This window comes from Lacticaseibacillus brantae DSM 23927, from assembly GCF_001436115.1.
Classification (GTDB): domain Bacteria; phylum Bacillota; class Bacilli; order Lactobacillales; family Lactobacillaceae; genus Lacticaseibacillus; species Lacticaseibacillus brantae.
This window is the reverse complement of sequence record NZ_AYZQ01000001.1, coordinates 432,717-446,624: the sequence shown is the minus strand read 5'-3', so window position 1 is coordinate 446,624 and position 13,908 is coordinate 432,717. Positions and strand designations below refer to the sequence as shown.

General features: G+C 47.7%; 14 protein-coding genes. 12 read left to right on the top strand and 2 right to left on the bottom strand.

Going from position 1 to position 13,908, the window contains the following annotated elements:
* Positions 1-2: 2 nt before the first annotated feature.
* From FC34_RS02130 to FC34_RS02120, 3 genes are all read left to right on the top strand, one after another.
* Positions 3-2,228 carry a RelA/SpoT family protein gene (locus FC34_RS02130; RefSeq protein ID WP_057893734.1) on the top strand — a complete coding sequence of 742 codons (2,226 nt, stop codon included), beginning with the start codon at positions 3-5 and terminating at the stop codon, positions 2,226-2,228.
* A gap of 136 nt (positions 2,229-2,364) precedes the next feature.
* Complete coding sequence (dtd, locus tag FC34_RS02125; protein ID WP_057893733.1) at positions 2,365-2,808, top strand: D-aminoacyl-tRNA deacylase; 444 nt, start codon at positions 2,365-2,367, stop codon at positions 2,806-2,808.
* 2 nt (positions 2,809-2,810) lie between these two features.
* Positions 2,811-3,434 carry an HAD hydrolase-like protein gene (locus tag FC34_RS02120; RefSeq protein WP_057893732.1) on the top strand — a complete coding sequence of 208 codons (624 nt, stop codon included), beginning with the start codon at positions 2,811-2,813 and terminating at the stop codon, positions 3,432-3,434.
* Positions 3,435-3,460: 26 nt separating this feature from the next.
* Here the strand turns inward: FC34_RS02120 and FC34_RS02115 are convergent, their stop codons facing one another.
* A complete protein-coding gene (locus tag FC34_RS02115; protein ID WP_057893731.1) occupies positions 3,461-4,774 on the bottom strand; it encodes an N-acetylmuramoyl-L-alanine amidase family protein in 1,314 nt (437 codons plus the stop codon).
* Between the two features lie 361 nt (positions 4,775-5,135).
* Between FC34_RS02115 and hisS the strand changes: the two genes are divergently transcribed.
* From hisS to FC34_RS02085, 6 genes are all read left to right on the top strand, one after another.
* Positions 5,136-6,419, top strand: coding sequence for a histidine--tRNA ligase (hisS, locus tag FC34_RS02110; RefSeq protein ID WP_057893730.1), 1,284 nt, complete (start codon positions 5,136-5,138; stop codon positions 6,417-6,419).
* Positions 6,419-8,212, top strand: coding sequence for an aspartate--tRNA ligase (gene aspS, locus FC34_RS02105; protein ID WP_083479202.1), 1,794 nt, complete (start codon positions 6,419-6,421; stop codon positions 8,210-8,212). Before hisS ends, aspS begins: the two co-directional genes overlap by 1 nt.
* 50 nt (positions 8,213-8,262) lie before the next feature.
* Positions 8,263-8,700 (top strand): peptide-methionine (R)-S-oxide reductase MsrB, encoded by a 438-nt coding sequence (gene msrB / locus FC34_RS02100; protein WP_057893728.1) that lies wholly within the window; start codon positions 8,263-8,265, stop codon positions 8,698-8,700.
* A 2-nt stretch (positions 8,701-8,702) separates the two neighbouring features.
* A complete protein-coding gene (gene msrA, locus FC34_RS02095; protein WP_057893727.1) occupies positions 8,703-9,227 on the top strand; it encodes a peptide-methionine (S)-S-oxide reductase MsrA in 525 nt (174 codons plus the stop codon).
* A gap of 101 nt (positions 9,228-9,328) precedes the next feature.
* Entirely contained in the window at positions 9,329-10,249 is a 921-nt protein-coding gene (locus FC34_RS02090) for a YitT family protein (RefSeq protein ID WP_057893726.1), read from the top strand.
* Positions 10,250-10,260: 11 nt separating this feature from the next.
* Positions 10,261-11,154, top strand: a complete 894-nt coding sequence (locus tag FC34_RS02085; protein ID WP_057893725.1) for a deoxyribonuclease IV — start codon at positions 10,261-10,263, stop codon at positions 11,152-11,154.
* A gap of 48 nt (positions 11,155-11,202) precedes the next feature.
* Here FC34_RS02085 and FC34_RS02080 read toward each other — a convergent pair whose 3' ends face one another.
* Positions 11,203-12,030, bottom strand: a complete 828-nt coding sequence (locus FC34_RS02080; protein WP_057893724.1) for a pyruvate, water dikinase regulatory protein — start codon at positions 12,028-12,030, stop codon at positions 11,203-11,205.
* Between the two features lie 186 nt (positions 12,031-12,216).
* Between FC34_RS02080 and rpsU the strand changes: the two genes are divergently transcribed.
* From rpsU to FC34_RS02065, 3 genes are all read left to right on the top strand, one after another.
* Complete coding sequence (rpsU, locus tag FC34_RS02075) at positions 12,217-12,393, top strand: 30S ribosomal protein S21 (protein WP_054661478.1); 177 nt, start codon at positions 12,217-12,219, stop codon at positions 12,391-12,393.
* A gap of 19 nt (positions 12,394-12,412) precedes the next feature.
* Positions 12,413-12,856: a GatB/YqeY domain-containing protein gene (locus tag FC34_RS02070; RefSeq protein WP_057893723.1), complete on the top strand. Its 444-nt coding sequence runs from the start codon at positions 12,413-12,415 to the stop codon at positions 12,854-12,856.
* Positions 12,857-12,940: 84 nt separating this feature from the next.
* On the top strand, positions 12,941-13,900 hold the full coding sequence (locus FC34_RS02065; RefSeq protein ID WP_057893722.1) for a PhoH family protein: 960 nt from the start codon (positions 12,941-12,943) through the stop codon (positions 13,898-13,900).
* Positions 13,901-13,908: the final 8 nt, after the last annotated feature.

Sequence of the window (13,908 nt, the reverse complement as noted above, 5' to 3'; positions counted from 1 at the left end):
AAATGGCAGAAGAAATCGAATTAACCCAGGATGACGTCATGGCTCTGTGCCGCCAGTACATGAACGATGATCATTTGGCTTTCGTCCAAAAGGCCTATGATTTTGCGGCTTATGTCCATCATGAGCAGACCCGTAAATCGGGGGAACCATATATCATTCATCCAATTCAAGTCGCTGGTATTTTAGCAGAATTGAAAATGGACCCAGAAACCGTGGCGTCGGGCTATCTTCACGACGTCGTGGAAGACACCAATATTACGCTGGGCGATATTCAAGAACTTTTTGGCAATGATGTGGCTGTCATTGTTGACGGATTGACGAAGTTAAGCAAAGTGACCTATGTGGCCCACAAAGACGAATTAGCCGAGAATCACCGGAAAATGCTGTTGGCCATGGCTAAGGACTTGCGGGTTATTATGGTCAAGCTGGCTGACCGGCTGCACAATATGCGGACCTTGATGCACCTGCGTCCTGACAAGCAACGCCGCATTGCCAATGAAACACTGGAAATTTATGCACCACTAGCTGATCGACTAGGGATTAGCACCATCAAGTGGGAACTTGAGGACTTATCGTTACGGTATTTGAATCCGCAGCAGTATTACCGGATTGCCCAATTAATGAACAGTAAGCGGGCGGAACGGGAAGCCTACATTAATGCGGCGATTGATGACATTAATCGCGCCCTTGATGGCTTGAACATGAAGTATGAAATCTATGGACGCCCAAAACACATTTATTCCATTTACAAGAAAATGCGAGACAAGCACAAGCAATTTGACGAATTGTATGACTTGTTGGCGATTCGAGTCATCACTGAATCAATTAAAGATTGTTATGCCGTTTTAGGCGCGATTCACACTAAGTGGAAGCCAATGCCTGGGCGGTTTAAAGATTATATTGCGATGCCTAAAGCAAATTTGTATCAAAGTATCCATACGACAGTTATCGGACCTCAGGGTAAGCCACTAGAAGTGCAGATTCGGACCGAAGAAATGCATCACGTGGCTGAATACGGGGTTGCGGCTCACTGGGCGTATAAAGAAGGCCAAACTAGCGAAGTGCAATATGATGCTGCCGGCGAGAAACTCGATCTGTTCCGCGAAATTCTGGAAATCCAAGACGAGAGTACGGATGCCGCTGACTTCATGGAAAGCGTCAAAGGCGATATCTTCACTGATCGCGTCTATGTTTTCACGCCTAAGGGTGATGTTTACGAGTTACCAAAAGGTAGTGGCCCGTTAGATTTCGCTTATCTCGTGCATACGGAAGTTGGCAATCACTCAGTTGGGGCCAAGGTGAACGGCAAAATTGTCCCGCTGAACTATCAGCTCAAAAATGGTGATATCGTCGATATGTTGACCTCCAGTCAGTCGACCCCAAGTCGGGATTGGATGAGCGTCGTTTATACATCTCGGGCGCGCAACAAGATTCGCCGGTATTTTAAACAAGAAGATAAAGAAGAAAATACCGAAAAGGGCCGTGACATGCTGGAACGGCAATTGACGGAAATGGGCTTGAATCCTAAGACCTTCATGGCCAAGGAACCCATGGCCGACTTATTATCGCGGATGAACTTTCAGACTGAAGATGAGTTATTGAGCGCGATTGGTTACGGCGAATACACCGCTTTGGTTGTGGCTAATCGCCTGACTGAAAAGTATCGCAAGCAAAAAGCCGCTGAAGACCAAGCGGCCCGCGAAAAAGAAATTCTCGATAACAATCAAAAAGTCACCACGATGTCCAAAGAAAATCAAAAACCACAGACGCGGACAGAAGATGGTGTCATCATCGAGGGCGTGGATAATTTGCTGGTCCATCTCGCAAAATGTTGCCTGCCGGTGCCTGGTGATGCCATTGTCGGTTATGTGACCAAGGGTCGTGGGGTCACGATTCACAGGGCAGACTGCCCAAACGTGGCCAACTCTGCTGAAATGGTTGGGCGCTTGATTGATGTGCGCTGGGAAAATGCTGGTGATTCCAGCCAGCTTTTCAATACCGATTTAGAAATTTATGGCTACAATCGCAACGGCCTGCTCAATGATGTTTTGCAGGCCCTGAACGCGCAAACCAAGAGTCTTAACAACGTGAACGGCCGTGTGGATCACGATAAGATGGCCGATATTCATGTCACTGTTGGGATTCGCAATCTGGCTCACCTTGATAAATTGATGGATGCTGTCAAAAACATTCCTGATGTCTATGAAGTTAAGCGTGAAAACGGCTAAAGCCAGCAGAAGCCTGTGATATCACTTTGCGGTGTTGTCACAGGCTTTTTGAATGCAACCGTTACTTTTTTTGCTGGTCAAGGGCTGGCTTTTCCCGTATGGTTAAAAGAGAATATTTCATGAAAGAGATGACAATATGCGACTTGTAATTCAGCGAGTGAGCCAAGCAAATGTCAAAGTGGCGGGTCAAACGATTGGTGAGATTGGCCCCGGTTTAGTCGCTTTGGTTGGAATTGGCCCCAATGACACACCGGCTGATGTCACTTATTTAGCTAAAAAGGTTGTAAATGCAAGAATATTTGGCGATTCGAACGGCAAAATGAATCTGAGCGTCAAAGATATTGGTGGCAGTATTTTATCCATTTCACAGTTCACCCTCTTTGCTGAGACGAAAAAAGGCAATCGCCCCAGCTTCACGCATGCTGCCGATCCTGAATTGGGGCTGAAATTCTATCAAGCTTTCAATTCGGAGCTAACTGCACTGGGGATGAAAGTGGCCACAGGGGAATTCGGGGCGGATATGGCCGTGAGTTTGGTGAATGACGGGCCAGTGACAATTATTTATGATACGGAGGCATAGACATGAGAAATGCGATTTGGGATTTTGATGGGACATTGTACGATACTTACCCAGGGATGCTGCAGGCCTTACTGGAAGTGCTTCGGGCCCATGGTGTTGATCTAAATGCTGACAAGACGTTTGAAACCATCAAACGGGGTTCTATTCGTGACCTTTTGCGCGAACTGGCGCCAAAGACTGGTTTGACCTTGGTTGATTTAGAAGCGGCTTATCACAAACAAGAAGCTCAATATTTGCTTGATGCCAAGCCTTACCCGCAAGCCGCAGCGGTCCTTGAGACGATGGTCGCGCACGGCAATCGGCATTTCTTGCTGACGCACCGGGATGAGGCTGCTTGGGATATGCTAGCCCGAGACGGGCTGAAACACTTATTTGAAGGGGGCGTGGACCGCAGCCAGGATTTACCCCGTAAACCGGATCCGGCGGCGATAAACTTTTTGCTTCACCGCTACGCCTTACGCCCAGACGAGACTGGAATGATTGGCGACCGTAAGTTGGACGTCCTTGCCGGCCAGGCAGCCCACGTTCAAGGCATCTATCTAAACATCGACGGATTTAACGATGCCCCGACCGCCGATGCCATTGTGGCGCAACTGAGTGACATTCCAGCGTTATTTCGCCACTAAAAAACCGCCCCTATTGGGCGGTTTCTTTATTTGGCTTTAAAGTATTGGGTCAAGCCCTTGGTGACATCACTGGCAATCTTATCTTGATAACTGCTGGATGAGATTTGTTTAAAATCACTGTCGGTATTGATATAACCCATTTCCATCAGAATGGATGGTTGTTGATTTTCGCGCAACACTTCGAAATCCCCAAAGGCAACGCCACGGTTATCCAGTGACAAGTTGCTAAAGGAACTGTTAACGGCCTTGGCCAACGACAAATCCTTCTTATCAGAATAGTAATAAGTTGTGAAGCCAGTAGCAGAGTTAGTGTCCGGACTGGAGTCGAAGTGGATGCTGATAAATGCGTCAGCGTGTGCGTTGTTGGCAACCACAGGACGCGGGGCGAGATCGACAAACTTGTCACTATCGCGCGTCATAATCACGTTTGCACCAGCAGCTTTCAACTGAGCCGCAATCGCCCGCGCGGTTTCAAGCGTATAAGTTTTTTCGTACTTGCCACTGGTAGAAAGTGCGCCAACATCTGTCCCACCGTGGCCGGGATCTAAAACGATGGTGGCTTCAGCGAGATTGGTTGCGGCTTTGGTCTGCTTGGAAGAGGCAGTCGAGGAAACGACCCAACTAGCCACATAACCAATCTTGCCATCACTAGTTTGGACCTTGTACCAATCATCGCTTTGCGAAATCACATTCAGTTTAGTCGCGTTAGGGACCCGGACGACCACTGGCGCGTTGATTCCTGCCGCTTGGCGAATGTTGCTGGCCATGGTAGTCACAACGGTAATCCCGGTTTGCTTAGCCGCCGCAGGTGTTTGGTACTTGGTTTGGCTAGCAGGGGTCAAAGTCGTCGTTTGATCGGTGACATTTAACACCTTCGTGAGTACCCAGGCGACCGTATTCTGATAGCTAATCTGCGTCCATTCGCCTTGTTGATAGACGACATTCACGTCGGTGCCGTTATTCAGTTGGCCCAATTGGGTACTGTCTTGCGTCGCATATTGATAGATGACGCCTGGTTGATTGACCGTGGCAACTTTGGCTTTGGTTGTGGAAGCCATGTTCTGGTCAACTAACCAACTGGCGACCCAACCAATGCGGTTACCAGCCAGGCGTACCTGATACCAAGCGTTACGCTGATCAGTGACGGTTAAGACTGTGCCTCGACTGACTTGACCCATCGTTGAATAATTCAACCCTGGTCCCAGTCGGACGTTTAAAACGTCAGCTTTCACGGTTAATGATTGATTATTGGCTAACACGGTCGTTGAAGTAATGCCAACCGCAAAAACAAAAGCTAGAATAATTGCTAAGGGCCATTTCTTAAGTTGTCTAAATTTCATCCGATATCAATCCTCGATTAGAATACCATCATTATAGCAAACTTCTGAGCAATCGCAGTGATTTTAGTCGTTTGACCAGAAATTTTAAGCTTTTGGGGACGCAATCACGCTAGGCTCACATTGACAACGTCGGTAAAAACCCGTATTCTTACTGTAAATAATTCCAGAGCCCATGAAGAAGCAGGATAGATCAATCACACAGAGACTCAGTATTGCTGAAAGCTGAGACCGATCAAAAAGACACTTCTGAGGCAATTCGGTCAACCACCGTTATCGGTAAGTAAAACTGTAAGGTGGTACCGTGCTCAGCACCCTTCGTCAATGACGAGGGGTGTTTTTGTCTGGACAAGGAGGAAATAAAATGGCTTATCAACGACCAAAAGGCACTATTGATATTTTGCCGGACCAGAGTGGATTGTGGCAACACGTTGAAGCAACAGCACGCGAAGTGTTCAATACTTATCAGTATCAAGAAATTCGGACGCCAATTTTTGAAAGTTACGATGTATTCTCACGTTCCGCAGGGGACACCAGCGATATCGTGACCAAGGAAATGTACAATTTTGAAGATAAAGGTCACCGAATGATGGCTTTGCGGCCAGAAGGCACTGCTGGGGTGGTTCGGGCCTACGTCGAAAACAAATTGTACGGCCCAGAGCATGCTAAGCCTTACAAAGTTTATTATATGGGGCCAATGTTCCGCTACGAACGGCCACAATCTGGCCGCCAACGGCAGTTCCACCAAATTGGGGTTGAAGCCTTCGGGTCAGATTCGCCCGCTATCGACGCTGAGACCATTGCCATGGCCCGTCAGCTTCTCAGCAACCTTGGTGTCAACGATGTAAAATTCGTCATCAATACCCTTGGGGATCCCGAGAGTCGAGCAGCTTATCATCAGGCCTTAATCGACTATCTGACACCGTTTGAATCTGAATTATCTGAAGACTCTAAAGTTCGCTTACATAAGAATCCATTACGCGTACTTGATAGTAAAGATCGTCATGATCAAGAAATTGTCGCCAACGCGCCCAAAATTTTAGATTTTCTAACGCCAGAGGCTAAGGCGCACTTTGAACAAGTGCAACGCTTATTGATTGCATTGGATATTCAATTTGAAATCGATCCAACCATGGTCCGGGGCCTGGACTATTACAACCACACGATTTTCGAAGTGATGAGCAATGCACCCGTTTTTGGCGGGGGCTACACAACGATTCTGGCTGGTGGCCGCTATAACGGGTTAGTAGAAGAACTAGGCGGCCCACAAACGCCAGGCTTTGGCTTCGGGATGGGTGTTGAGCGGCTGTTGCTCCTGCTCTCGGCTCAAACCACACAACCGGCGCTCCCTGTTTATATTGTGACCATTGACGAAAGTGCTCAGGTTGTTGCCATGCAATTGGCTACGGCTATTCGGGCTGCAGGATATGGCGTGGACTTGGACTTTATGAATCGCAAAGCCAAGGCACAATTTAAGACAGCGAATAAGGAAAATGCCCAGCTTGTGATTACCTTAGGTGAGAGTGAACTGGCCCAGAAAGCTGCCCAAGTGAAGCAGATGAGTACGGGAGACCAACAAGCAATTGGTTTTGATCGGCTGATGAATGATTTCAGTCAGATTTATCAAGAGTTAGTGGAGGCTAAATAATAATGAAACGAACAATGTATGCCGGCGATGTGACCACCGCCGAATTAGAACAGACAGTCACCCTGAAAGGTTGGGTCCAAAAGCGCCGCAGTTTGGGGAACTTAATTTTTATCGACTTACGCGACCGGGCAGGGATTGTCCAGCTGGTTTTCTCTAATGAATTCGGGGCTGATGCTTTAGCCGTTGCTGATACGTTGCGGGCTGAATATGTGATTGAAGCCACCGGGGTCGTAAAAGCGCGTAAACCAGAGGCAGTCAATGACCAAATGAAAACCGGTGCCATCGAAGTTGAAGTGCAGACATTAACCATTTTAAATAAGGCTAAGACACCACCATTTTATATTGAAGATGGGGTCGCGGTTTCAGAGGATACCAAGCTGAAATATCGTTACCTTGATTTGCGGCGGCCTGAAATGCAACAAGCCTTGTTTACCCGCGCAAAGATTATGCAAAGTACGCACCGCTTCTTTGATGACAATGGTTTCATTGATGTCGAAACCCCAACTTTAACGGCCAGCACCCCAGAAGGAGCCCGGGACTATCTCGTGCCTTCTCGGGTCTATCCAGGGAGTTTCTACGCCTTACCCCAATCGCCACAATTATTTAAACAATTATTGATGGGAGCCGGGTTCGATCGGTACTATCAAATAGCTCGGTGTTTCCGAGATGAAGACTTGCGGGGCGACCGGCAACCAGAATTCACTCAGATTGATATGGAAACAAGTTTTCTCAGTGCTGAAGAAATCCAGGACTTGACCGAAGGCTTACTGGTCAAAATTATGCACGATGTCAAAGGGATTGATGTTCCGCGCCCATTCGCACGCATGGAATGGCAAGACGCGATGGACCGGTTCGGTTCAGACAAGCCTGATTTACGTTTCGGGATGGAAATCCAAGATGTTTCAGCCTTAGTTGCCGATTCAGACTTTAAAGTATTCGCTGGCGCCGTCGCTAATGGCGGCCAAGTCAAGGCGATTGTGGTTCCTGGCGGTGCCGATGCGTACTCGCGCAAGAAGATTGATGAGCAACAGGATTACATCAAACGTTTCGGTGCTAAAGGCTTAGCCTGGCTTAAAGTAACGGATGAGGGGATTAACGGTCCAATCGCGAAGTTCTTTGGCGACGGGGAAGCGCTGACCCAACATCTTAGTGCCAATGCGGGTGACTTACTGCTGTTTGTGGCTGACAAACCAAGTGTTGTTGCAGCTAGTCTCGGCTATTTACGGACGCATTTTGGCGCCGACCTTGGCCTGATTGACGAAAGTGCCTTTAATTTTGTTTGGATTGTCAACTGGCCTTTATTTGAATACGACGAAGGTATCGAGCGTTGGGTGCCTGCCCATCACCCATTTACCATGCCTAATGAAGAAGATGTGCATCTATTGGATACGGATCCGCATGCGGCCCACGCCCAAAGTTATGACATCGTCCTCAATGGTTATGAAATTGGAGGCGGATCAATTCGTATCCACACTCGTGAAATCCAAGAAAAGATGCTTAAAGCACTTGATTTCACCCCCGAGCGGGCCCAAAAAGCGTTTGGCTTCTTGCTGGACGCCCTTGATTATGGGTTCCCACCTCATGGCGGTTTAGCGATTGGTCTCGATCGGTTAGCAATGCTGTTATCAGGCAAGGACAACATTCGGGATGTCATTGCCTTTCCTAAGAATAGTAAGGCCAGCGAACCGATGACGAATGCGCCAACACCAGTGGCTGACACCCAGTTGGTCGACCTTGGTATCGAAGTCCGGCCGGAGGATGAAGCCTTAGTCGAAGAACGCGAAAACAATTAAGTTGTTGGCAATTGAATTGTTTTGGTTATAATGAAGACGAGGTGAGGAAAATGACAAACGATCCAAAAGAACTCCGTCAACGTTTAACGCCCGAACAATATGCTGTCACACAAGAAGCTGCGACTGAACGGCCATTCACAGGACAGTATGATGATTTTTACGAGCCAGGAATTTATGTCGATGTTGTCAGCGGGGAACCACTCTTCTCATCCGCGGATAAATATGATGCCGGCTGTGGCTGGCCTGCGTTCACAAAGCCAATTCAAAAACTCGCCGAACATCGCGATAAGAGTTTTGGCATGGAACGGGTCGAAGTCCGCAGCAAGGAAGCCAACTCTCATCTTGGGCATGTCTTTAATGATGGTCCGCTTGAAGCAGGCGGCTTACGGTACTGCATTAATTCCGCAGCACTCAAGTTTATTCCAGTCAGTGAATTAGAAGCTGCTGGTTATGGGCAATATCGCGATTTGTTTTCTAAGGAGGACTAAGTATGGCAGAAGAAACTGCAATTTTTGCTGGTGGCTGTTTCTGGTGCATGGTGAAACCTTTCGACACCTATCCTGGAATCAAACAGGTTATCTCTGGATATACCGGTGGTCACGTGGCTAATCCGACGTACGAACAGGTTGTTAGCCATACCACGGGCCATACTGAAGCGGTCGAAATTGTTTTTGACCCAGAAGTTGTTTCGTATCCAGACTTGGTCAATATTTATTGGCAACAAACCGATCCGACTGATGCAATGGGTCAGTTCCAAGATCGCGGCGATAACTATCGACCAGTGATTTACTACAACTCAGACGCCCAAAAAGAAGCCGCTGAAGCCTCCAAGCAGGCGCTTGCTGATAGTGGCCGGTTCAAAGAGCCAATTGTCACCACGATTGAGCCTGCCCAACCATTCTATCCAGCCGAAGATTATCATCAGGATTTCTATAAAAAAGATCCATTGCGGTTTGCCATGGAAGAACGTGGCGGTCGGGAGCAATTCCTGAAGCAGCATTGGGAAGATCAATAACAATTGTTGAGCCAGGACGGCGGGTAAAACCTGCTACCTGGCTCTTTTTTGTGTACGCGGCTATGTTATACTAAGTGCACTAATAACGAGAGGGTCTGGCTATGTTAAATATCGATCGATTGATTCGGCGACACCAGAATTGGAGTCGAATCACGGCTGCACTGTTTTACAGTCTCAGTGTTGCCATTGCTTTGAATATGTTTTGGGAACCAGGTGGCGTCTTTGCCAGCGGCATCACGGGGGCTGCGCAGTTAGTGGCATCCATCATTCGCCGCTGGTTTGATTTCTCCTTTGCCAGCCCGTGGGGGGCCGTTTCAACGGCGCAAATTTTTTCAACCGGGACTATGTTATTCCTGTTAAACGTGCCATTATTCTTCGTCGCTTGGCGAAAAATCGGTCATCGGTTCACCTTGTTCACAATTCTCGCGGTCGTTTTATCGACAATTATGATTCGGCTGCTGGGGAATTTAACCCCTCTGACCAAAGATCCAATTGTCTGTGCCATCTTTGGGGCCGTCACTAACGGTCTGGGCACGGGCTTTGCGCTCCGGAATAATATTTCGACTGGGGGCCTGGACATTCTCGGTATCGTCTTGCGCAAAAAGACCGGTCGCAGTGTGGGCACGATTAATATAGCCTTTAATATCTTAATTATCTTCTTTGCTGGCTTCGTTAACGATTGGCCACACGCCCTTTATTCGGCCTTGGCGATTTTCATTAATGGGAAAGTAATGGACTCGCTTTATACCAGTCAACAGCGCTTGCAAGTGATGATTGTAACTGACAAGCCCAAGCACGTGATTAATGAAATCCAAGATACTTTGCGGCGGGGCATTACGATTGTGCACGATGCAGAAGGAGCTTTTAAGCACAAGGAAATGACTATCTTGTTCACCGTCATTTCACGCGCAGAAATGTATGACTTAGACCAAGCCATGAAACGCAGTGATCCGTATGCCTTTGTTTCGATTACAGAATCAGTCAAAATTCTGGGCCGTTTCTACGAACCAAAATCCGATTAGGGAGTGAGTCGATGTTACTGGGTGCCAATGTGAGTATGTCAGGCAGTGCCATGTTTGAGGGGGCGGTTGCTCAAGCCGTCAGTTACGGAGCCAACACGTTGCAGTTTTACACTGGGGCGCCGCAGAATACGCGCCGTAAACCCATTGAAGCAATGAAGATTCCTGAAGGCTTGGCTGCAATGAAAGCGGATGGCCTATCGGATCTCGTGATTCATGCGCCATACATCATCAATCTTGGGAATACGATTAAGCTTGAGAACTTTGACTTTGCGATTCGTTTCATGCAAGCAGAAGTCGCCCGGGCGGATGCGCTTCATGCGTATGCAATGCCATTTCATCCGGGCGCCCATGTCGGCGCCGGTGCGGAGGCTGCTTTGGCTAATATTATCAAGGGCCTCAATGAAATCATTCAGCCTGATCAGCAGGTGCTCATTGCGCTAGAAACAATGGCGGGGAAGGGTACTGAGGTGGGGACTTCATTTGAGCAACTCGCCAAGATTCTGGATGGCGTGACCCATAATGACAAAGTAGCCATTACAATCGACACCTGCCATCTCAATGACGCAGGCTATCCTGTTGCAACAGATTTTGATGGTATTTTGAATGACTTCGATCACGTTATTGGCTTGGACAAATTAGCGGTGGTACATCTCAATGATTCTAAGAATCCGCAAGGTAGCCACAAGGATCGCCATCAGAATATCGGATTTGGTACGCTAGGATTTGACGTATTGAATCAGATTGCCCATCATCCAGCACTACATAATATTCCCAAAATCCTTGAAACACCGTTCGTGGGGCCCGATAAGCAGCATCAACATGCCCCGTATGGCCTAGAGATTGCATGGTTGCAATCACAAACATTTCAGCCCGAAGCCCTGAAAGCTTTGGCTGACAGCGAGTAACTAAAATAACGCCCCTGTGAACAAAGAAGTTCATAGGGGCGTTACAGGTTATTTCTTCTCTTCTTGGAAGCCGTCCAATCCCATATGATCGAGGATAATTGTCGCTGTCTCTTCAATAGAGCGATGGGCGGTATTAATCACGATACAACCGAGTTTGGCATACAAATCATCGGCGAACTCAAGCTCTTGGGTGACTTGTTCTCTGGCCGAGTACGTCGTGTCTGGATTGAGGCCATAAGCCAACATCCGCTGGCGGCGAAATTCCATCAGCACTGAAGGATCAGTGGTTAGCCCGACGATTTTGTTTGAATCAATTTGATAGATTTCTTCTGGAATATGGGCATTTGGAACCAATGGCAAGTTCGCCACTTTCAAGTTGCGGTTGGCTAGGAACAGAGACAACGGGGTCTTGCTGGTCCGCGACACGCCTAACAACACAATATCAGCTTCCAGAAAGCCTTTCGGATCTTTGCCGTCATCATAAAGCACCGCAAACTCCATAGCCGAGATCCGGTCAAAATACTTCTCGTTTAGGTCATGGATGGCGCCTGCCACACCAGTTGGTTCAAGTTGAAATTTTGTTTGAATTGCACTGACAATTGGCGTAAAGACATCAAAAGTTGGCACGCCGACTTCTTTACCATAACTATTGGCCAATTTGCCCAGTCCTGGCGTTGCTAGGGTATGGACTACAATGCCGTCCTCGGCTTTGGCTTGGTCAAAAATTTCAATTAGTTTCTTCTCTGTGTTCACAAAGGGAAACCGGACATATTGGGCAGTCAAATCAGGAAATTGCGCTGCCACAGCTTGTGCCAGCTTTAAACTGGTTTCACCAATTGAATCAGAAATGAGAAACAGTTTAAGTTCATCGGCCATAGGAGCCACCTCGTTTTCTTATTGGTAACGCTTTAATCATACCATACTCAACGAGACCTAAAAACGCGAGAATTCAAGACTTTTTTCAAAACTTAATTGACGAGCTTTTCACAGTTCGATATAATATTCAAGAACTGTTGACAGTTACGGTCAGTGGTTACACAGTGTCGGAGGGAGGGATATCAAATGGCAAAGACAGTCGTTAAGAAAAACGAATCTCTCGATGATGCTCTTCGGCGCTTTAAGCGCACCGTATCTAAGTCAGGTACCTTAGCAGAATACCGCAAGCGTGAATTCTACGAAAAGCCTAGCGTTAAGCGCAAGCTCAAATCAGAAGCAGCTCGTAAGCGGAAGAAGTTTTAATCAAAGGACTTGGTGAATAATGGCGTTACTTGATGAGCTCAATGCTCAGATGAAAGCAGCGATGATTGCCAAGGACAAGGCCACTTTAACTGTTGTGCGCTCGCTGAAATCAGCGATTGTCAACGAACAGATCAAAGTCGGCCACGACTTGACGAGTGATGAGGAAAAGAGTGTCTTGGCAACCCAACTTAAGCAACGCAAAGAAAGTGTTGCGGAGTTTAAGAAGGGCGGCCGAGACGATCTCGTCGCAGGTACGGCAGCAGAAATCACATTTATCGAGCAGTTTCTGCCCGCACAAATGGATGAAGCCGAAGTATCAGCACTCATCGATCAAGTGATTCAATCCACGCATGCCAGCGGCAAGAGCGACTTTGGGACCGTTATGAAGGCTTTAATGCCTCAGGTCAAGGGTCGTGCTGATGGCGCCATGGTGAATCGGCTTGTAAAAGCGAAATTAGGTTAACGAAAAGCCGGTGAAAGCCGGCTTTTTTGTTTGCTCAGAAACTGTGATAGAATAAGGGCATTAAAAAACTAGGAGGTCGCCTGTTTGGCAGACACACTATTTGAGAAGACCTTTCATACCATTGATACAGATACTGCTCTCACACTTGCCGGTATCAACGATGAGAACTTAAAGCTCATTGAAGATGGCCTCGGTGTCACAATTGCGCCGTTTGGTCAGGAGATGCGAATTTCCGGTAGCGAAGGTGCAGTTAATTTAACGTATAACTTACTCCAACAAATGTTGCAATTACTTGGGCAAGGCATCCGTCTGGCGCCTCAAGACGTGGTCAGTGCCGTTAAAATGGCCCAAAAAGGCACGCTTGAGTATTTTGGCGACCTGTATACTGAAACCTTAATTAAAGATGCCAAGGGGCAAGCTGTTCGCGTCAAGAACTTTGGCCAACGCCAATATATTAATGCCATCCGCCATAATGACATCACTTTTGGGATTGGACCTGCGGGGACGGGGAAAACCTACCTGGCTGTGGTCATGGCTGTTTCAGCGCTCAAAGAAGGCGTGGTCGACCGAATCATTCTGACGCGTCCAGCCGTTGAAGCCGGCGAGAATCTCGGTTTCTTACCGGGTGACCTCAAGGAAAAAGTTGATCCTTACCTGCGTCCTGTCTACGACGCGCTCTATGCAGTCTTGGGTAAAGAGCACACCGATCGCTTGATGGATCGCGGCGTCATTGAAATCGCCCCGCTCGCCTACATGCGGGGCCGGACGTTAGAGAACGCTTTTGCCATCTTGGATGAAGCACAGAACACCACACAAGCGCAGATGAAGATGTTCTTGACCCGATTGGGCTTTGGTTCAAAGATGATTGTTAATGGGGATATCACCCAAATCGATTTACCGAATAATGCTAAGAGTGGCTTAATTCAAGCCCAGAAGATTCTGCAACATGTCAAGGGAATCGAGTTCACTGAATTCTCTGCCCAAGACGTTGTCCGGAATCCGGTGGTTGCTCGAATTATTGATGCTTATGGCCAAAACGCGTAGGGGGATTA